The organism is Primorskyibacter flagellatus, assembly GCF_048268605.1.
GTDB classification, from domain to species: domain Bacteria; phylum Pseudomonadota; class Alphaproteobacteria; order Rhodobacterales; family Rhodobacteraceae; genus Primorskyibacter; species Primorskyibacter flagellatus.
Genome location: NZ_JBLWVF010000004.1, coordinates 127,425 through 147,618 on the forward strand (window position 1 = coordinate 127,425; position 20,194 = coordinate 147,618).

General features: G+C 59.9%; 16 protein-coding genes. 8 read left to right on the top strand and 8 right to left on the bottom strand.

Annotated features, from left to right (window positions below; translation table 11 throughout):
* Positions 1-16 precede the first annotated feature (16 nt).
* The 7 genes from ACN0WV_RS07015 to ACN0WV_RS07045 all read right to left on the bottom strand — a co-directional run bounded on the left by ACN0WV_RS07015 (position 17) and on the right by ACN0WV_RS07045 (position 6,902).
* Entirely contained in the window at positions 17-871 is an 855-nt protein-coding gene (locus tag ACN0WV_RS07015; protein ID WP_084351262.1) for a mechanosensitive ion channel family protein, read from the bottom strand.
* Positions 872-874: 3 nt separating this feature from the next.
* Positions 875-1,171 carry a 4a-hydroxytetrahydrobiopterin dehydratase gene (locus tag ACN0WV_RS07020; RefSeq protein WP_084351265.1) on the bottom strand — a complete coding sequence of 99 codons (297 nt, stop codon included), beginning with the start codon at positions 1,169-1,171 and terminating at the stop codon, positions 875-877.
* A complete protein-coding gene (locus ACN0WV_RS07025; RefSeq protein ID WP_417604624.1) occupies positions 1,168-2,352 on the bottom strand; it encodes a GNAT family N-acetyltransferase in 1,185 nt (394 codons plus the stop codon). Before ACN0WV_RS07025 ends, ACN0WV_RS07020 begins: the two co-directional genes overlap by 4 nt.
* Positions 2,353-2,397: 45 nt before the next feature.
* Positions 2,398-3,159, bottom strand: a complete 762-nt coding sequence (locus ACN0WV_RS07030) for a glycerophosphodiester phosphodiesterase family protein (RefSeq protein ID WP_417604775.1) — start codon at positions 3,157-3,159, stop codon at positions 2,398-2,400.
* Entirely contained in the window at positions 3,156-3,620 is a 465-nt protein-coding gene (locus ACN0WV_RS07035; RefSeq protein WP_417604626.1) for a RidA family protein, read from the bottom strand. The genes ACN0WV_RS07030 and ACN0WV_RS07035 overlap by 4 nt, the downstream gene beginning before the upstream one ends.
* A gap of 240 nt (positions 3,621-3,860) precedes the next feature.
* Entirely contained in the window at positions 3,861-5,168 is a 1,308-nt protein-coding gene (locus tag ACN0WV_RS07040) for an HlyD family type I secretion periplasmic adaptor subunit (protein ID WP_084351272.1), read from the bottom strand.
* Positions 5,169-6,902, bottom strand: coding sequence for a type I secretion system permease/ATPase (locus ACN0WV_RS07045; RefSeq protein WP_084351274.1), 1,734 nt, complete (start codon positions 6,900-6,902; stop codon positions 5,169-5,171).
* Positions 6,903-7,087: 185 nt separating this feature from the next.
* On the opposite strand from ACN0WV_RS07045, the gene ACN0WV_RS07050 reads away from it, so the two are divergent.
* The gene (locus tag ACN0WV_RS07050) at positions 7,088-7,852 is read left to right on the top strand and encodes an MlaA family lipoprotein (protein ID WP_417604628.1); all 765 of its coding nucleotides are present in this window, start codon (positions 7,088-7,090) and stop codon (positions 7,850-7,852) included.
* A 4-nt stretch (positions 7,853-7,856) separates the two neighbouring features.
* The gene (locus ACN0WV_RS07055) at positions 7,857-8,444 is read left to right on the top strand and encodes an MlaC/ttg2D family ABC transporter substrate-binding protein (protein WP_417604630.1); all 588 of its coding nucleotides are present in this window, start codon (positions 7,857-7,859) and stop codon (positions 8,442-8,444) included.
* A gap of 151 nt (positions 8,445-8,595) precedes the next feature.
* Here the strand turns inward: ACN0WV_RS07055 and ACN0WV_RS07060 are convergent, their stop codons facing one another.
* Positions 8,596-10,764, bottom strand: coding sequence for a transglycosylase domain-containing protein (locus tag ACN0WV_RS07060; protein WP_417604632.1), 2,169 nt, complete (start codon positions 10,762-10,764; stop codon positions 8,596-8,598).
* Between the two features lie 255 nt (positions 10,765-11,019).
* Between ACN0WV_RS07060 and ACN0WV_RS07065 the strand changes: the two genes are divergently transcribed.
* The 6 genes from ACN0WV_RS07065 to aceF all read left to right on the top strand — a co-directional run bounded on the left by ACN0WV_RS07065 (position 11,020) and on the right by aceF (position 20,194).
* On the top strand, positions 11,020-11,358 hold the full coding sequence (locus tag ACN0WV_RS07065) for a P-II family nitrogen regulator (RefSeq protein ID WP_084351282.1): 339 nt from the start codon (positions 11,020-11,022) through the stop codon (positions 11,356-11,358).
* A gap of 30 nt (positions 11,359-11,388) precedes the next feature.
* On the top strand, positions 11,389-12,723 hold the full coding sequence (locus ACN0WV_RS07070; RefSeq protein WP_417604634.1) for an ammonium transporter: 1,335 nt from the start codon (positions 11,389-11,391) through the stop codon (positions 12,721-12,723).
* Between the two features lie 132 nt (positions 12,724-12,855).
* Positions 12,856-14,688, top strand: coding sequence for a DNA mismatch repair endonuclease MutL (mutL, locus tag ACN0WV_RS07075; protein WP_417604636.1), 1,833 nt, complete (start codon positions 12,856-12,858; stop codon positions 14,686-14,688).
* Complete coding sequence (locus ACN0WV_RS07080) at positions 14,685-15,857, top strand: DNA recombination protein RmuC (RefSeq protein ID WP_084351290.1); 1,173 nt, start codon at positions 14,685-14,687, stop codon at positions 15,855-15,857. Before mutL ends, ACN0WV_RS07080 begins: the two co-directional genes overlap by 4 nt.
* Before the next feature lie 383 nt (positions 15,858-16,240).
* Positions 16,241-18,898 (top strand): pyruvate dehydrogenase (acetyl-transferring), homodimeric type, encoded by a 2,658-nt coding sequence (gene aceE, locus ACN0WV_RS07085; protein ID WP_084351292.1) that lies wholly within the window; start codon positions 16,241-16,243, stop codon positions 18,896-18,898.
* Between the two features lie 27 nt (positions 18,899-18,925).
* Positions 18,926-20,194: a dihydrolipoyllysine-residue acetyltransferase gene (aceF, locus tag ACN0WV_RS07090; protein ID WP_417604639.1), complete on the top strand. Its 1,269-nt coding sequence runs from the start codon at positions 18,926-18,928 to the stop codon at positions 20,192-20,194.

Consider the following 20,194-nt stretch of genomic DNA (forward strand, 5'->3'; position numbering starts at 1 on the left):
GCCTGTTATTTCGGCCCTATTCGGCGGCCTGTATCATGGTCCGCGTCGGGAAGGGGATAGAGACTCCGGCTTCGTCCAGCGCCTCTTTGACCTTGCGCTTCATGTCCGCCTGATACTGAAAATAATCGGCGGACGTGACCCAGACCCGCACCAGAAAATCGACCGAGAAATCGCCCAGATTGTTGACCTGAATGAAGGGTTCCGGGTCGGTCATGGACCGCGGGTCGGCCATGATCGTTTCGCGTATGACCGTCTCTGCCGTTTTCAGGTCAGACCCGTAGCTGACCCCGAAGACCCATTCCGAGCGCCGGGTATGGTAGATCGAATAGTTGGTGATGATGTTTCCCCAAACCTCGGAATTGGGAACGATGATCTGGGTGTTGGACAGGCCGGCCAGTTCGATCGTGTTCAGTGTGATGTCCTTGACGGTGCCCATGACGCCCGCCACTTCGACAAAATCGCCTAGTTTGATGGGGCGAAAGATGATGATCATCACCCCCGCCGCGACGTTGGACAGCGTGCCCTGCAAGGCCAGACCCACGGCCAGACCGGCCGCACCGATTGCCGCCACGATCGAGGTTGTCTGCACGCCGAACGTGTTCAGCACGAACAGTGCGGCGAACCCCAGAATGATGTAACGCGCAATGTTGCCAAGAAAGTGAAACAGGGTTTGGTCCAGGCGCGCATGCCGTTCTGACACTTTCACGATGCGCCGTTTGACCCAGCTGCCGATCAAAAGCCCGACAAACAGGATCAGAAAGGCGGCAAGGACGTTGCCGACGACGCTTGCAAGAAATTCCAGTGTCAGCAGGTCCGACAGCGATTTGCCACCGTAGATTTCGGTGTTCAATAACGAATTGAGCGAGTTCATGACTTATCCGGCCAGTTGATCCATCTTGCGGGCGAGCTTGGCATCCAGCGACGACAGCCCGTCCACGTCATGTGTTGTAAGCGTAACCTTGACCGTGTTGTAGGTATTTTGCCATTCCGGGTGATGGTTCCATTTTTCCGCCCAAATCGCGGCTTGCGTCATCCAGCCGAACGCACTGACAAAACTGTCAAATTTGTAGGTCTTGGAGATCGCGTCGCGGTCCTCGTCCAGGGTCCAGCCCGCTTCGGTGAGTGCGGGCAGCATGGTCTTGCGCCCGGTATCGCTGAGTTTCTCTGTCATTGCTGTTCCTCGATTTTGGCTTTTCTGAAGGGGCCATAGCTGGTCAGGATCTCGATATCTTCGCTGACGGCAGCCCTTTCGGCGTCCAGGTAACGCGCGATTGCATCGGCAAATCCACGGTCGCCCACCCAATGCAGAGAATGGGTTTCGACGGGCAGATAGCCACGCGCCAGTTTGTGTTCGCCCTGTGCTCCGGCCTCGACCCGGCTCAGGCCCATGGTGATGGCAAGGTCGATGGCCTGATAGTAGCACAATTCGAAATGCAGGCAGGGATGATGTTCCGTGCAGCCCCAGTATCGTCCGTAAAGCGTATCCCTACCGATGAAATTCAACGCCCCCGCGACGTCTTCGCCGTCACGGGTGGCGAAGACCAACGCAATATCGTCCCGCATGGTTGCATGTACGATCTCAAAAAATTCGCGGGTCAGGTAGGGGGTGCCCCATTTGCGCGCGCCGGTGTCCTGGTAGAAGGTCCAGAACGCGTCCCAATGATGTGGCTGGATGTCATCGCCGGTCAATGTGCGGATCTCGCCGCCAAACCCCTGCGCCTGTTTGCGCTCCTTGCGGATTGCCTTGCGTTTGCGACTGCTGAGACTGGCCAGAAAACCGTCGAAATCCGCGTAATCTGCGTTCAGCCAGTGAAACTGCTGCGACGTCCGGGACATCAAACCCATTTGCTGCCCGGCCTCGGCTTCTTCTTCGGTGCAAAAGGTGATGTGCAACGACGACAGGTCGTTATCCGCAGCGAGTTGCACCGCCCCTTGCACAAGCGCCGCCATCCCGGCCTCTGCATGGCCGGGCCGGGTCAGCAACCGCCGTCCCGTTGCAGGTGTGAAGGGCACCGCGATCTGGAGTTTGGGGTAGTAATGCCCCCCTGCGCGTTCATAGGCATGGGCCCAATTGTGATCGAAGATATACTCGCCCTGGCTGTGCGATTTTACATAAAGCGGGGCGGTGGCGATCACGGTGCCGTCGCTATTTACCGCAAGATAACGCTGCTCCCACCCTGTGCGCGGCCCGACAGAGCCGCTATCCTCCAGCGTCTTGAGAAAGCGATAGGTGGTAAACGGGTCGCGCGGACGCCCAGTGCTGGCCTCGGGGCAGGCGCAGGCGTCCCATGCGTCTTCGCCGATCTGCGCCAGCGATTCGACAACGTTGATCTCTATGGTCTGCCCGGTCATATCGTCCCCGTTTCAACCGCTTAGATGGGCTCGGGTCTCCGGCTGTCAAGCCAGATAGCCCTCGAAGGTGATGTTATGCGCTATTTCGCGGGCCGCGGCCTCTTGCCGAGCAGAACGGACGGTCCAGCACAGAATCGCGGCACCATCTTCAGCCAGTGCGGCGACGCGTGGGGCGGTCAGATCATTGCGGTCGTGGCTGACAAAGCAGCAATCGGCCCGGTCATAATCGACAATCAAACGCAATTCGGTGCGTCGGGCAGCGGGGACCAGTTTCCAATCCTCGGCATCAAAGGCGCAGGTCGTCAGCCCGCGTGGCCGCTGGGGGGCCAATTTGGCAAGTGCTATGATCGAATGCGGGTTGAAAGACATCAACGCAGCGGCACCTTGATACGCGTGCAAATCCTGCGCGACCGCAGCCTCAAGCGCGCCGATCTTCGGGCCAAGCGCGCCGTCCTGATCCTTCAACTCGATCAGCAGCGGAACCCGGCCAGCTACCCGCGTCAGCACCTGGGCCAGGGTCGGGATGCAGGCACCTTCGCCATCCTTCAACGCGATGCGCCCCAGTTCCGCAGCCGTGCGGGTGGCCAACGCGCCTTGCGCCCCGGTCAACCGGTCCAGCGCATAGTCGTGAAACACCATGGCCACACCATCGGCCGACAGTTGCAGGTCAAGTTCGATCCCGTAGCCCGCGCTGATCGCCGCTTCGAACGCACTCAGCGAGTTTTCGGGCTGCCCAGAAGACAACCCGTGCAACCCCCGATGCGCGATGGGGCGATCAAGGAAGGCGGATGGCAGCGGTCGCATCAGGCGATCTCGAAAATGCCTTCGATCTCAACGGCAACGCCCAATGGCAAAGAGGCCGCCGACACCGCCGAACGGGCGTGACGCCCGGTATCCCCCAACAACTCGACCATAAAATCAGAGCAGCCGTTGATCACCTTGGGCTGGTCGGTGAAATCAACGGTCGAGTTGACGAAGCCGGTCAGTTTGACCACCTGCTTCAGCCGCGTAAGGTCGCCATCACAGGCGGCGCGGACTTGCGCCAACAGCGACAAGGCACAGTGCCGCGCGGCGCGCGCGCCGTCCTCTGCTGTCATGCCATCCCCCAGCTTGCCCTTGATCAAGCCGTCCGGTCCGTTGGAAATCTGCCCGGAAACATACAATGTGTTGCCCTGCTTCACGAAAGGCACATAGTTCGCCGCCGGAGCAGCCGCATCGGGCAACGTGATCCCCATTTCATTCAAGCGGTCTTCGATAGCATTGGACATGGCGTGCTCCTGCATTGGGTTTCTGGCCGCACGCTAGGCTTGATCCCGCGGATTGAAAAGCCTTTACCGTCGGTTTTGCGATCCGGCCTCACGGTTGCGGTCCAGTTCCGAAGCTTTCCTTCCGCGCCGCAATTGCCACGGCAATTGAATGGGGCGTCAGCGCCATTTGTCGCGTGCCAACGCAAAATTGAACGGCGCGCCCGGCAAGGGCGCACATTCAGGTCAAGCTTGGGCCGCTGGTCAGCTTTCGCGGAAGGCTTTCGCAAAATAATCGGCAAACGGTTTCACCAGATAGGCCAGCGGGGTCCGGTCGTCTGTGCGGATGAACGCCTCAACCGGCATGCCCGGGATCAAAACGGTCCCTTTTGGCAGGCGGTTGATTTCGCCTTCGCTCAGCACGATTTCCGCACGGTAATAGCTGGCCCGCGAATTTTCATCGGTGAACGCGTCGGCGGAAATCTGCGTGACGCGGCCGAACAATTCCGGTGTTTCGCGCTGATCCAGCGCCGAAAAGCGCAGGGACACGTTCTGCTCGACGAACAGCTTGTCGATATGGATCGTTTCAACCTGCGCCGCGATCACCAATGGCCGATCCTGAGGCACAATATAAAGAACCGGGTCTGCGGCACGGATCACCGAACGTGGTGTGAAGACCTGCAAGCCGTAGATCACGCCGGACACGGGTGCCCGGATTTCCATCCGTGCCAGTTGTTCGACCAGCGCGCGTCGCTGCTCGGCCAACTCGCGTTCGCGGTACCCAAGATCCCGTAGAGTGGTGATCGCCTCTTCGCGGCGGCGCGTGGTAAGTTTCAGAATCTCGATCTCTGTTTCGGTAATCCGTCCGGCAGCCTGAGCTTTCTGAGCGGTCAGTTCTCCGACAGTGCCGGATAGTCGCGCGCGTTCACGTTGCAGCGACAGGACGCGGGTTGCCTGCGCCAGACCGCGGTCCAGCAGGGACTGCTGATCTGCCAGTTCCTTTTCGATCAGAGAGACCTGTTCGGTCAGCGCGTCCTGCTGCGCGTCAATGCCGATGATCTGGTCGCTGATCTGATCGCGGCGTTTGCCAAGCTGTTCAACCTCTCGGGCGATAGAGTCTCGCCGGGCGTCGAACAGTCTTTGCTGGCCCTGAACCAACTCATTGATTTCTTCGTCCTCGGCGGCGCGTGCCAGTAACTCTTCGGGAAAGTCCAATGTGTCGCTTTCATCCCGCTCGGCGTCCAAGCGTGCGCGCCGTGCCATGAGTTCGAAAAGCTGGCCCTCGATAATCGAGAGTTCCGATCTACGCAGGGTCGGGTCAAGGCGAATCAGAATGTCGCCCGCCGCGACCGTGTCGCCCTCGTCGACCAGAATTTCCTCGACCACACCACCATCGGGATGCTGGACGATCTGACGGTTCTGATCGACCTCGATTTGTCCCGGTGCGATGATCGCGCCGGAAATTTCTGTCGTGGCGGCCCAATAGCCGAAACCACCCACCAACACCACAAGTGCAAGGATACCAAGGAGCATGGGGCCTTTCAGCGGAAACTCATTCGAAGGTTTTTCCATTTAACGCACCCCTCCGGCGGTCCCGGCCTTCTGGATCTGTTGGTGGTTCTGCACCATGGCCTTCAAGACCTCCTCCTTGGGTCCAAAGGCCGCGCGGCTGCCGCCCTCCAGCATCAACAGCATATCGCATTCCTTGATGGCGGCTGGCCGGTGCGCCATGATCAGCACCGCCTTGCCCTGTTCCTTCATCTGGCGGATGGCGGAATTCAGCGCTTCAGAGCCTTCATTGTCGAGGTTGGAGTTGGGTTCGTCCAACACCAGAAGCACCGGGTTGCCATACATCGCACGGGCCAGACCGATGCGCTGGATCTGACCGCCTGACAGGCGACCGCCATTCGCGGAAACACGGGTGTCATAGCCATCGGGCAGTTTCAGGATCATCTCATGTGCGGCGGCTTTCTTGGCGGCCTCGACGACCTTTTCACTGTCAGGCTGCATCGACAGCCGCGCGATATTCTCTGCGATGGTGCCATCAAATAACGTCACGCGTTGTGGCAGATAGCCAATATGCTGCCCAAGAGTGTCGGCACCGTATTGATCCAGCGTCGCACCGTCGAGCCGGATCTTCCCGCCCGCTGGCCGCCACACGCCCGTCAGCGCGCGTGCCAGCGTGGATTTGCCGGCACCAGAGGGGCCGATGACGCCCACGGCCTGTCCAGGATTGACGTTGAAGCTGATCAGACGCAGTGACGCCTGTTGTTCACCCGGCGGCACGACGGTGATCTGCTGGATGTCCAGTTTCGCACGCGGCTGCGGCAATTGTGTGCGCGGCGCTTCGGCCGGGACTTCTGTCAGCAGTTGGGCGAGGTTGTCCCAGCCCTTGCGGGCGCGCTGCACAAGTTGCCATTGCCCGATGGCCATTTCGATGGGTGCCAGCGCCCGACCCATCAGGATCGACCCCGCGATCATCGCGCCCGGCGTCAATTCGCCTTTCAGCACCAGATAGGCACCAAGCCCCAGCATCGCCGACTGCAAGAACAGACGGAACGTCTTGGTCATCGAGCTGAACGTGCCCAACAGGTCGGCGGATTTGATCTGACCCTTGAGCGAGGCATCCCGCGCCACCTGCCAGCGCCGGAACGCCGCACCGCGCATGCCCATGGATTGGACCATCTCGGATTCGTTGCGGATCTGGTCAGAGATCGTCTCGGCCTGATGCACGGCGATGTTCGATTTCATCGTCGGATTGCGGGTGGTCATCTGGTTGACCACCGTGACAAGGATCAGAACCAGTCCGCCGCCGATGGCGAGATAGCCAAGCCACGGGTGGAAAATCATGATCCCCACCAGAAAGAACGGCGTCCAGGGAATATCGAAAACGGCCATCAGAACCGGAGAGGCCATCAGGCGCTGCACCGATTCCAGATCGCGCAGCCCGGTTGCGGCCAGCTCGTCCGGCATCACCGCAGAGCGCCGCACAACGGCGTCGAACACGCGCAGATCAAGCCGCGACTGGAACCGCGCGGCGACCCGGCCCATGATCCGACCCCGGGTGTAATCGAGAATCCCCATCATGCCGTAGAGAAACGCGACCAGCACCGACAGGGCGATCAGCGTCGCAACGGACCGGCTGCCCAGTACCCGGTCATAGGTCTGGAGCATGTAAATCGGCCCGGTCAGCATCAAAAGGTTCACAAAAAAGCTGAAAATCGCCACGAACCAATAGTAGATGCGGCTCTCGCGTCGGGCGGCCTTGAGCTCTTCCAGCCCTGAGTCATTTCGATTTCTTGTCATCTGCGAGTTTCCGCTCGTCCACAAATAGGTTAGGTGTTGGATACGACACAGGTCATTAAGTTATCGTCAATGTAGCCATTCTGCCACAAATGCCTGTGGTGAAATAGAATCGGTTGGGCAATGAGGTCAGCCTACATAAGTAAGGACCGCAAGACAGGTCATGAATTCCAGACTCGGGTTAACACATGAACATTCTTCGCATCTCACCGCTCTTCGCTCTTGGTTTTCTTGTCGCATGTTCCGTGCCGGGGCCGGGTGCCGCGCCAGACGGAATGCATGATCCGCATGAAGCGTCGAACCGACAGGTACATGAATTCAACCAGAACATCGATAAGCGGTTTTTCGGCGGCGGAAAAGAACGCGCCCCGGCCAAGCCCAACGCGTTCCGTGATGGTGTGCAAGACAACGTGACCAATTTTGCCGGGAATTTTGCGACGCCAGGTTATGTGGTCAATCAGGTCATGCAGGGCGATCTGGGGGGGGCGACGCGCAACACGTTCCGCTTTGCCGTGAACTCGACGCTGGGCTTTGCTGGGCTGATGGATATTGCGTCAGATCTTGGCGTCGCCGAGGACGAGACCGATTTCGGTGAAACATTGCATGTCTGGGGTGCGCCCGAGGGTGCCTATCAGGTGTTGCCCATCATCGGCCCGTCGACAGAGCGCGATACAGCAGGTCGGGTGGTCGATCTGTTCACCAACCCGCTGGGCTATGTTCTGGACAAGCCAGAACGATACTCAGGCACGGTTGCCAAGCTGGTCTCGCGGGCAGGCAAGCGTCGGCAATACGGCGCGACCGTGGATTCGGTGCTGCACGATAGCGCGGACAGCTACGCACAGACCCGAATCATCTACCTTCAGAACCGTCGATTTGAATTGGGTCAGGACGTGCCCGGTGGTGGCGTGGACCCCTATGTAGAGCTTTACGGGAGTGATGATGTTTCACAGTGAAAGGATGAATCGCCGCAATCTGTTGGGAGGCCTCGCGGCCGGGGTGATGCTGCTGCCTGTTCCGGCGCTGTCATTGACAGATGCAGGTGCGCGGCGACTGGTTGACAGTCTTGTGGGCGAAATCAACCGGGTCATCGGCTCTGGCCAATCCGAAAACGCGATGATCCGCGCATTTGAACGCATTTTTGATCGCTATGCCGATGTTCCGACGATCGCCCGCTATGCGCTGGGTTTCGATGCACGAAGCGCCAGCGCGGCGCAGATGCGCAGCTTTACCGATGCATTCAAAGGCTATATCGCGCGGAAATACGGCAAGCGGTTTCGGGAATTTGTCGGCGGCCGGATCGAGGTTGAAGGCGTGTTCGTCGAGAAAACCTATCACGTCGTCCGCTCGACGGCCTTTCTGCGCGGAGAGGCACCGTTCATCATCGATTTCATGGTTTCGGACCGGTCAGGACGCGACCTGTTCTTCAATATGAAGGTCGAGGGCGTGAACATGTTGTTGACCGAACGCACAGAGATCGGGGCGATGCTGGACCGCCGTCGCGGCGACATTGACGCCATGACCGCAGATCTGAAACGGGCCGGTTAAAGCAGCGCGCAATCGGGTTGAGGCGGCTGCCGCCCGTCCGACCCGACTGTTTCTGTCGGGCCGTCAGGCAGGCGGGACCGCTGCATCGGACAACCATCAGACTTTCCCGCCGGCGGCGTTGTGATTCCGAAAAATCCGCCAAGCTTCCGCTTTAGTTGCCGCCAAGCAGGTCCTGGAGCAACTGTTGCAACACGGTCGGTCGACGCTGTTGCTGCTGCGGCTGCGGGGCCGGTTGGGGCGCAGGTGCGGCGCGGGGTGGTTCCGGGATGATCATCGGCAGCGGGCGGGCGGGCAGGCCTGCATGGACACGCTCCATCGTTTCGCGCCAGATCTCGGCGGGCAGACCGCCACCGGTCACGCCGGTCAGGGGCGTGTTGTCGTCATAGCCCATCCAGACGCCGGCGACATAATCGGCGGTGAAACCCACAAACCACGCATCGCGCGCCGCCTGGGTTGTGCCGGTCTTGCCAGCAGCCTGCCGCCCCTCAAGACGGGCGCGCCGCCCAGAGCCTTCGCTGACGACCTTTTCCATCATGAAGATCAGCTGCTTGGCCGCATCCTCGCGGATCACACGCTCACCAATGCCGCCGCCGCTGTCCATCAGCGTCTCGGTCTCGCCTTGCAGGCGCAATTCAACCAAGCCGTACGGCGTCACCGACGATCCGCCGTTCAGGATGCCCGCATAGGCACCGGTCATTTCCAGCAAGGTGGATTCCGATGACCCAAGCGCCATGGCCGGAGTGTTGGCGATATTGTTGCCGAAACCAAAATCCTCGGCCACGCGGATCACCAGATCGCGCCCGACGCTTTCCGAGATCTTCACAGCGGGGATATTGAGCGAATTTTTCAGCGCTTCGATCAGTGTCACGCGGCCCTTGAAGGTTTTCGTGTAATTCTGCGGCGACCATTTGCCGGAGCCGGGAATATCAAGGGTCAAAGGCTCGTCCACGACCGTGTCGTATGGGCTATAGCCCAATTCCAGAGCGGTCGCATAGATGAAGGGTTTGAAGGCGGATCCGACCTGCCGCAGCGCCTGTGTTGCGCGGTTGAAGGCACCTGTGACACGGATCTTGCGGCCACCGACCATGGCACGCACCGCCCCGTCCGAGGACATGACCACGATCGCCGCCTGCGCCTTGGATCCTTCGCGCACCTTTTCGGAGAAAATAGCGACCATCGCATCCTCCGCGGCTTTTTGCAGGCGCTGGTCCAGCGTGGTGCGGATAATGACATCTTCGGACGTCTTGCGGGTAAAGAACTCCGGTCCGGAATCCATCACCCAGTCGGCAAAATAGCCACCGGCCTTGGCTTCTGCGGCTTCGGACAGGACCGCAGGGTTGGCGCGGGCGCGGTCCGCCTCTTCCGGGGTCAGGTAGCCTTGTTCCTGCATGAGGCCTAGCACGACGCCTGCGCGGTTTTGCGACCGTTCAAGGTTGTTTGTCGGCGACAGCGTGGTGGGGGCGGTCAAAAGACCCGCGATCATCGCTGCTTCGGACGCGTTCAGCGCCGAGGCGGGCTTGCCGAAATACCGCTGTGCGGCGGCTTCGGCCCCGTAGGCACCACCGCCCAGATAGGCACGGTTGAGGTAGATCGACAGGATCTCGTCCTTGGTGAACTTGACCTCCATCGCCAGCGCGTAGATTGCTTCCTTGAGCTTGCGCGTCAGCGATCCGCGACGGCAATCCTGCACATATTCGGCCTCGTCCTTCCATTGGGTGGAATCGTATTCGACGCCGAGACACAGCAATTTGGCGGTCTGCTGCGACAGGGTGGATCCGCCATGCCCGGAAAGCGGTCCACGACCCTCGCTCAGGTTGATGCGGACGGCACCGGCAATGCCGCGCGGGTCGATGCCCGGATGCCAGTAGAACCGCTTGTCCTCGGTCGCGACGACGGCATTCTTGAGATGCGGCGACACGCTGTCGGCGGTCACAACCCCGCCGAATTGGTCGCCGCGCCATGCAAAGACGTCCCCGTTGCGGTCCATCAAAGTGACAGAGCCCCGTGCCCGCCCATCCAGCAGCGCGTCGATGTCGGGCAGCTGCGTGTAGAAATAGCCTACGGACAGCGCCAGCAGAAGCACCACCACAATCCCGATGCGGAAGGTCAATCGCCAGAACAGACGCCATATCCAGGCGAATATGCCGATGACAAAAGCGACAATCGGATTGCGACGGCGGGTGGACGTCCGTTTTCTGACGGTCTTTTTCGATGCAGTCTTGCGGCGCACGGGTTTCTTGCCCGCCTTGGCGGGTGCCCGTGACTTTGAATAGCGGCGGTCCGCCACAAGACGTCCGCGTCCCTTGCCTGAATCACTCATTACTTGCTCTGCCCGGCATTGTTGTTTTCGGCCACATTACCCCTATCCGTCCGCAATGTTGACTGCAAACCCGACGCTCATCACATTTCAATGGCGCGCAAAAAGTAGGCATTTGAGGATATGCGCCTAAAAATTACGCATATATTGCGAAATTTAACGCGGCCATCACGGCACATTCTTTCAAATCCCATGCTCCATCCGCCCTTCTGCAAATGCAAAGACGGGGTTCTGCCCCGATAACCGAAAGGGAAACGGGTGAAACTCATCATTGCAACGATCAAGCCGTTCAAGCTGGAGGAGGTCCGCGAGGCGCTGACCTCTATCGGGGTGCGCGGCATGATGGTGAACGAAATCAAAGGCTTTGGCGCACAGTCGGGGCACACGGAAATCTATCGTGGGGCGGAATACGCGGTGAACTTCGTGCCCAAGATCAAGCTCGAAATCGTCGTCGCGGCGGCAATGGTCGATCAGGTGGTCGAGACCATCACCAGAACCGCACAGACCCGCAAGATCGGCGACGGCAAGATTTTCGTACTGGATGTGGAACAGGCCGTGCGCGTGCGTACCGGCGAAATGAACGAGGACGCCCTTTAAGGGCCGCCCGAGACAAAGGGAAACGAATACATGAAGCTTCTGAAAACACTTGCCCCGGCTGCCGCGCTGATTGCGCTGCCCAGTCTCGGCCTCGCGCAGGAAGCCGAGGCCGCCGCGCCCGGGTTCGACGAGATCGGCCCGTATATCATGACCACCCTGCTGTTCTGCATGGCAGGCTTTCTAGTGTTCTTCATGGCCGCTGGTTTTGCCATGCTTGAAGGTGGGCTAGTGCGTTCCAAGAACGTCACCATGCAGATGACCAAGAATATCGCGCTCTATTCCATCGCTGCGATCATGTACTGGCTGATCGGTTTCAACCTCATGTATCCGGGTGATGCGTGGATCATGCCCGGCTGGGTCGGGCCGCTCTTCGTGCCGACCACTCTGGACCCGGTCGGTGTGGCCGCCGCAGACGCTGCGTTGGACTATGCGTCGATCGGTTCGGATTTCTTCTTCCAGTTGGTATTCGTTGCGGCAACCGCGTCGATCGTATCGGGTGCCTTGGCCGAGCGTATCAAACTTTGGCCGTTTCTGGTGTTCGTCATTCTGCTGACCGGCGTCATGTACCCGATTTCCGGTTCCTGGCAGTGGGGCGGCGGCTGGTTGTCCGAGATGGGCTTCTCTGACTTTGCCGGTTCCACCGTTGTGCATTCTGTCGGCGGCTGGGCTGCTCTGGCAGGGGCCATCGTTCTTGGTCCCCGTATCGGCAAATATGCCAAGGATGGCCGGGTCACACCGCTTCCGGGTTCCAACCTTGCGCTGGCCACTCTGGGTACATTCATCCTGTGGCTGGGTTGGTTCGGCTTCAATGGCGGCTCGCAGCTGGCAATGGGCACCGTGGGTGACGTCTCTGATGTATCGCGCATTTTCGCCAACACCAACATGGCTGCTGCCGCCGGTGCAGTCACCACGCTGATCCTGACGCAAGTGCTGTACAAGAAGCCTGACCTCACCATGGTTCTGAACGGTGCCTTGGCGGGCCTGGTTTCCATCACTGCGGAACCGCTCGCGCCGTCCCTGTTCGGGGCGCTGTGGATCGGTGCAATTGGTGGTGTGATCGTGGTTTTCGCTGTGCCGATGCTCGACAAGTTCAAGATCGACGACGTGGTTGGTGCCGTGCCGGTCCACCTGTTCGCAGGTATCTGGGGCACGATCGCAGTCGTGTTCTACAACGGCGATGCGAATATCGTCACCCAGGTCGTCGGTATCGTCGCCTACGGGATATTCACCTTCGGGGCGTCGCTGATCGTGTGGATGATCCTGAAAGCTGCCTTGGGCATCCGTGTCAGCGAAGAAGACGAGATCAACGGGCTCGACATGGCCGAACTGGGGATGGAGGCCTATCCCGAATTCTCCAAGGGCTGATTTACTTCTCCCAATCAGTTCTGAAAGCTAAGTGTCCGGGCGTTCGCGCCCGGACTTTTGCTGTTTTGAGCCATACGATCGGGTGGTGATCCGCCGTTTCAGAATCACCGCGTGCATGCTAGGACTAGTGGCATGAATACGCACAACCCCAATATCCGCCCTGTTATTCGACAGTTAGACGAGTCTGCCATCAACCGTATCGCGGCGGGCGAGGTCGTGGAACGTCCCGCCTCTGCGGTCAAGGAACTGGTCGAAAACGCCATCGACGCGGGCGCGCGGCGCATTGACATCGCGCAGGCGGATGGCGGCAAGACCCTGATCCGTGTAGCGGATGACGGCTGCGGCATGACCGCTGCCGAATTGCCAGTGGCGCTGTCGCGTCACGCGACATCCAAAATCGACGGGTCGGACCTGCTGAACATCCATTCCTTCGGTTTTCGGGGTGAGGCGCTGCCATCGCTTGGCGCGGTCGGGCGTCTGACGATCACCAGCCGGGCCGAGGGCGCAGAAGCTGCCGAAATCTCTGTCGTTGGCGGTCAGGCGTCAGGTGTGAAGCCGGCCGCCCTGAACCGTGGCAGCGTCGTGGCGTTGCGGGATCTGTTCTATGCCACACCGGCACGGCTGAAGTTCATGCGCACCGACCGCGCCGAAGCGCAGGCCATCGGTGATGTGATCAAACGGCTGGCGATGGCCGAACCTTCGGTTGGCTTCACCTTGCGCGATGTGACCGGCGGTGGCGACCGCGTGACCTTCCGTGCCGATCCGCAGAGCGGCGATCTGTTCGACGCATTGCGCGGCCGTCTTGGTCAGGTGATGGGGCGCGAATTCATCGAAAACGCGCTGGCCGTGGATGCCGAACGCGAAGGGTTTCGCCTGACCGGCTATGCCGCGCTGCCAACCTATTCGCGCGGATCATCCGTAGCGCAGTATCTTTTCGTCAACGGCCGTCCCGTCCGTGACAAGCTGCTGATCGGGGCGTTGCGCGGGGCCTATCAGGATTTCCTCAGCCGCGACCGGCATCCGGCGGCGGCGCTGTTCATCGACTGCGACCCGCATAAGGTGGACGTCAACGTGCATCCCGCCAAGTCAGAGGTTCGGTTTCGCGATCCCGGTCTGGTGCGCGGGCTGATCGTGTCGGCGCTGCGCCACGCGCTGGCCGAGGCCGGACACCGTGCCTCTACGACCGTGGCCGGGGCAACGCTAGGCGCGATGCGCCCCGAACCGACGGCACCGCGTGTCTACCAAATGGATCGGCCCTCGGCGGGCGCACGGGCCGCAGCCTATCAGACGCAGGCACCGGGCTTTGCCGAATTGCGTGACAATTGGTCCGCGCGGGTTGAAACGGTGGAGGAACCCGAAGAAGCGTCTGTCCAGCAGACAGAGGCGCTGCCCCTTGGTGCGGCGCGCGGTCAGGTCCACGAAAACTACATCATCGCCCAGACCGCCGACGGCATGGTGATTGTTGACCAGCACGCCGCACATGAACGGCTTGTCTATGAAAGACTGAAGCGGCAGATGGCGGAAAACGGCGTCGCCGCCCAGGCCTTGCTGATCCCCGAAGTCGTGGATCTGTCGTCTGACGATGCCGGTCGCCTGCTGGCCGTGGCCGACGATCTAGGCCGCATGGGGCTGACCTTGGAACCGTTCGGCGGCGGTGCGGTGGCGGTGCGTGAAACCCCCGCGATCCTTGGCGACGTAAACGCGAAGGCGCTGGTGCTCGACATTTTGGACGAACTTTCCGATCAGGGGTCCAGCGGTTTGGTGCAGGAAAAGATCGAAGCGATTCTCAGCCGCGTCGCCTGTCATGGCTCGATCCGCTCTGGTCGCCGTATGCGCGGTGAAGAAATGAACGCGCTTCTGCGGGAAATGGAGACCACGCCGCATTCCGGACAATGCAACCATGGCCGTCCAACCTATGTCGAGTTGAAGCTGGCCGATATTGAACGGCTTTTCGGGCGCACATGATCACGCTGAACGGGCAAACCTATGGCCTGAACGATCCCGTGGTGCTGGCCGCATTGGCTGGCGCAGCGGTGGTGTCGCTGATCCTTTTCATGCTGGTCGTGACGATGCGGGCGGCGGGTCGGTCGGCGCAGATGGCGCAGCCGCTGGAAATGCAGCTAAGCCAGCTTGGCGGGCGTGTGCAGGCGCTGGGGGACGGGCAGGAACGACTGGCGGGCGGTTTGCATCATGTGTCCGAGGCGCAGGCGACTCAGCAGACCAAGATGCTGCAATTGATGGAGCAGCGGCTGGCCGACGTGCAGGAAAAGATGAACGAGAACCTGCACGGATCGGCCCGGCGGACGGCGCAAAGCCTGGGCGATCTGCAACAGCGGTTGACGGCCATCGACAAGGCGCAGGACAACATCACCAAACTGTCAGGCGATGTGCTGTCCTTGCAGGATATTCTGTCGAACAAGCAGACGCGCGGGGCGTTCGGCGAAATCCAGTTGAATGATATTGTCAGCAAAGCGCTGCCTTCCGACAGCTACAGCCTGCAATCGACCCTATCCAACGGGCGGCGCGTGGATTGTCTGATCCATCTGCCCAATCCGCCGGGGCCGATCTGCGTGGACAGCAAATTCCCGCTGGAGGCGTACGAGGCCCTGCGCCGGGCGGAGACGAAAGAACAACTTGCCCGTGCGGCGCAGTCCTTGCGGCTGTCCGTGCGCAAACACATCCGCGATATATCCGAACGTTACATCATCGAGGGCGAAACGGCCGACGGCGCACTGATGTTCCTGCCGTCAGAGGCTGTCTATGCGGAACTCCATTCCAATTTCCCGGAACTGGTGCGTGCCGGTTTCGACGCGCGGGTCTGGATTGTCTCGCCGACGACCTGCATGGCGACGCTGAACACGATGCGTGCGATCCTGAAAGATGCCCGGATGCGCGAACAGGCGGGCGCCATCCGAAAAGAACTGGGACTGCTTTTCGCGGATGTGGAACGGTTGGGAACGCGGGTTGAAAATCTCGACCGGCATTTCAATCAGGCATCCAAGGACGTCTCGGAGATCAAGATAAGCGCCGACAAGGCAAGCCGACGCGCCCGGCGGCTGGACAACTTCGATTTTGAGGAGTTGGCCGGCGATCCGGTCGAGCCATCCGAAATCGTACCCGTTTCCGCGGAATAGTCCAGTCAGGCCCATCGGGCCCCGATAAGCCGGCCTTCGGCTCAATGTGCAATGCGCTACGCGCAATCGATTGCGTACCCGCGATTTAATTCTCCGGTTGACGAATTGCCCATATCTGTCAACTTTCAAGACAGTGCATGGGAAACAGAATGAAATTTCTGGACGCAGTGAACGTGGCGGAAGGCAAATGTTTAGCTTTAAACATTAAGCTATGCGTCGCGTGCAAGGAGGATATGCGTCAGCCCATCTTTTTACGGACACCATGCCTGTGCTACCCGACGTGCAGTTTTTACCCAACAGGAAAAGTCGCTGTTGGAGAAAATGGTTTAATGCTAAACGAAAATATCGGCAACGTTGTTGCCGGGACCTAGGGAAGAGGATGCATGACCGAACATCAGAAAGATCTTGATCCGATCGAAAGCCAGGAATGGCAGGATGCCATAGAGGATGTGATACAGCGGGACGGTGCCGATCGTGCGCATTACCTGTTGGACAAGGCTGTAAGCCAGGCGCGTGCCGCAGGCGCGATGCTGCCGTTTTCCTCCACGACACCATATCAGAATACGATCGGTATGGACGACCAGCTCGAAATGCCGGGCGACCAGGAAATGGAGTGGCGGATCCGGACGATCAACCGCTGGAATGCCATGGCGACGGTTGTGCGCCGCAACAAGGAAAGCAGCGAATATGGCGGGCATATCGCCAGCTTTGCCTCTTCGGCCGCGATGTACGACATCGGGCTGAACCACTTCTGGCGGGCAAAATCGGCGATCCACGGCGGCGACCTGGTTTTCTTTCAGGGCCATGTGATTCCGGGCATCTACGCGCGCAGCTTCATGGAAGGCCGCATTACCGAAGAGCAGTTGGAAAACTTCCGCTCTGAGGTGAACGGCAAGGGCCTGTCGTCCTATCCGCACCCTTGGCTGATGCCGGATTACTGGCAGTTCCCGACTGTCAGCATGGGTCTTGGCCCGTTGATGGCGATCTATCAGGCCCGGTTCATGAAATACATGCACAACCGCGGCCATATCGACATGGCCGACCGCAAGGTCTGGTGTTTCCTCGGCGATGGCGAGATGGACGAGCCAGAATCGCTGGGTGCGATCAGCCTCGCTGCCCGCGAAGGGTTGGACAATCTGATCTTCGTGGTCAACTGCAACCTGCAACGCCTTGATGGCCCGGTACGCGGCAACGGCAAGATCGTGCAGGAGCTGGAGGGCAACTTCCGCGGGTCCGGTTGGAACGTCATCAAACTGCTCTGGGGCAAAGGCTGGGACGAGTTGCTGGAAAAAGACGTCTCCGGTCGTCTGCGTCAGTTGATGGACGAGACCGTGGATGGCGACTATCAGACCTTCAAATCGAAGGATGGTGCCTATATCCGCGAGCATTTCTTTGGCAAATACCCGGAAACTGCCGCGCTGGTCGAAGACTGGACCGACGAACAGATCTGGTCGCTGCGCCGTGGTGGTCACGACCCGCAGAAGGTCTACACGGCCTTCAAGCGCGCGACGGAAACCAAGGGGCAGCCAACCTGCCTGCTGGTCAAGACGATCAAGGGCTACGGTATGGGTACGGCCGGTGAGGGGCAAAACACCTCGCACCAGCAAAAGAAGATGGTCGAGGATCAGCTTCGCGCTTTCCGTGACCGCTTCAAGATCCCGGTATCGGACGAAGACTTGCCCAAGGCACCTTTTGTCAGCCTCAATAACGCGCAAAAGGCCTATCTGACCGAGCGTCGCACAGAGCTTGGCGGTGAATTCCCCAAACGTCACTGGCGCGATGTGCCAAGCCTTGAAATTCCCGGTCTCGACAAGTTCAAGGCGCAGCTGGAAAGCACGGGCGACCGCGAAATCTCGACCACGATGGCCTTCGTGCGCATCTTGACGACGCTTCTGCGCGACAAGAAGATCGGCAAACAGGTTGTGCCGATCGTACCGGATGAGTCGCGCACATTCGGCATGGAGGGGCTGTTCCGCAGCGCCGGGATCTACAACCCGCTGGGGCAGAACTATACGCCCCAGGACGCCGACCAGATGATGTATTACAAGGAATCCAAGGACGGCCAGGTGCTTCAGGAAGGCATCAACGAGGCCGGAGCCATGGCTGACTGGATCGCCGCCGCGACGGCCTACAGCAACCACGGCGTTCCGATGATTCCGTTCTACATCTACTACTCGATGTTCGGGTTCCAGCGGGTTGGTGATCTGGCTTGGGCGGCGGGCGACAGTCGCGCGCGCGGCTTCATGCTGGGCGGCACCGCCGGACGGACCACGCTGAACGGCGAGGGATTGCAACACCAGGATGGTCACAGCCATGTCCTTGCGAACACGATCCCCAACTGTATCAGCTATGACCCGACCTTCAGTTATGAGGTTGCCGTCATCGTCCAGCACGGGCTGAAGCGGATGTATCAGGATCAGGAAGATGTCTATTTCTACCTGACGCTGATGAACGAGAACTATCAACATCCCGAAATGCCGATGGGTGTCGAAGAGGGCATCATCAAGGGCCTCTACCGGATGAAGAAAACCGCGCGTCCGGGCAAGAAGCACGTCAACCTGCTCGGCTCCGGCACGATACTCGTGCAGGCGATGAAGGCGGCAGAGATGCTGAAGGAAGATTTCGGCGTGACCGCTGATCTGTGGTCGGCCACCAGCCTGAACGAACTGGCGCGTGATTGTCAGGACGTGGCGCGGTGGAACCGTCTGAACCCGCTGTCGGAGCCAAAGCAGGCTTATGCCGCCAAGGTTCTGGACGGGGTCAAGGGGCCGATCATTGCGGCCACTGACTATATGAAGAACTACGCCGAGCAGATCCGCGCCTGTGTGCCGGGCCGGTTCACCGTTCTGGGCACCGATGGCTTTGGCCGGTCGGACAGCCGGGTGAACCTGAGGCGCTTCTTCGAGGTGGATGCAAACCACATCGCCGCCGCTGCCATGGTGGATCTTTTCCGCGAGGGTGTTGTGTCCGAGAAAGACCTGAAATCCGCGCTGAGCAAATATGACATCGACGGCGAAAAGCCGAACCCGCGCCTTGTGTGACCAGCGGGACGAGAGGAGACAAGTAATATGACAACCGAAGTCAAAGTACCCGATATCGGCGATTTTAACGATGTCCCCGTGGTCACGGTTCTGGTCAGCGTTGGCGATACCATCGCCGAGGAAGACCCGATCGTGGAACTGGAATCTGACAAGGCGACGATGGAGGTTCCTTCCTCCGCCGCAGGCGTCGTCAAGGAGATCAAGATTGCCGAAGGCGACAAGGTTTCCAAAGGCGCGGTGATCCTGATCCTTGAAGGTGACGGTGCCGCCGATGCCCCCAAGGACGAGCCGAAAGCCGAAGCCCCTGCATCTGCTCCGGCTGCTGCGCCGGCATCTGCCCCAGCCGCCGCGCCTGCGGCTGCTCCGGTGACGGATGCAGGCTTTGGCAAGGTGCATGCCTCACCATCCGTGCGTGCGTTTGCGCGCAATGTCGAAGTCGATCTGACGAAGGTCAACGGATCAGGCCGCAAGGGTCGTATCCTGCGCGAAGACGTGATGAAGGCGCTGAAATCCACTGTTGCCCCTGCGGCAGCTGCGGCAGGTGGTGCGCAGGGCGGTATGGGTATCCCGCCGATCCCGGCTGTGGATTTCTCCAAGTTCGGACCTGTCGAAGACGTGGAAATGTCCCGGATCAAGAAGCTTTCTGGTCCTGCGCTGCACCGGTCCTGGCTGAACATCCCGCATGTGACGCATAATGACGAGGCCGACATCACCGAGCTGGACAAGTACCGCAAGGAGATGGACACGCAGGCCAAGGAAGACGGCTACCGCGTCACGCTTCTGTCCTTTGTCATCAAGGCAAGTGTCTCGGCGCTGAAACAGCATTGGGAATTCAACAGCTCGATCCATCCTGATGGGGACAAGCTGATCAAGAAGGACTTCTACAATATCGGTTTCGCGGCTGATACGCCCAATGGCCTGATGGTTCCGGTGATCAAGGATGCCGATCGCAAGGGCCTGGTGGACATCTCGAAAGAGCTGATGAGCCTCAGCAAAGCCGCCCGCGATGGCGAGTTGAAGTCCAAGGACATGCAGGGCGCCACCTTCACGATCTCGTCGCTTGGCGGCATTGGCGGTACATCCTTCACCCCAATCGTCAACGCGCCTGAAGTGGCGATTCTGGGCCTTGTTCGGTCCAAGATGGCACCGGTCTGGAATGGCGAGGAATTTGTGCCGCGTCTGATGCAGCCGCTGTCGCTGTCTTATGACCACCGCGCGGTCGATGGTGCCTTGGCTGCACGGTTCACCGTGACGCTCAAGACCCTGCTCGGCGATATGCGCAAGTTGATGTGGTAA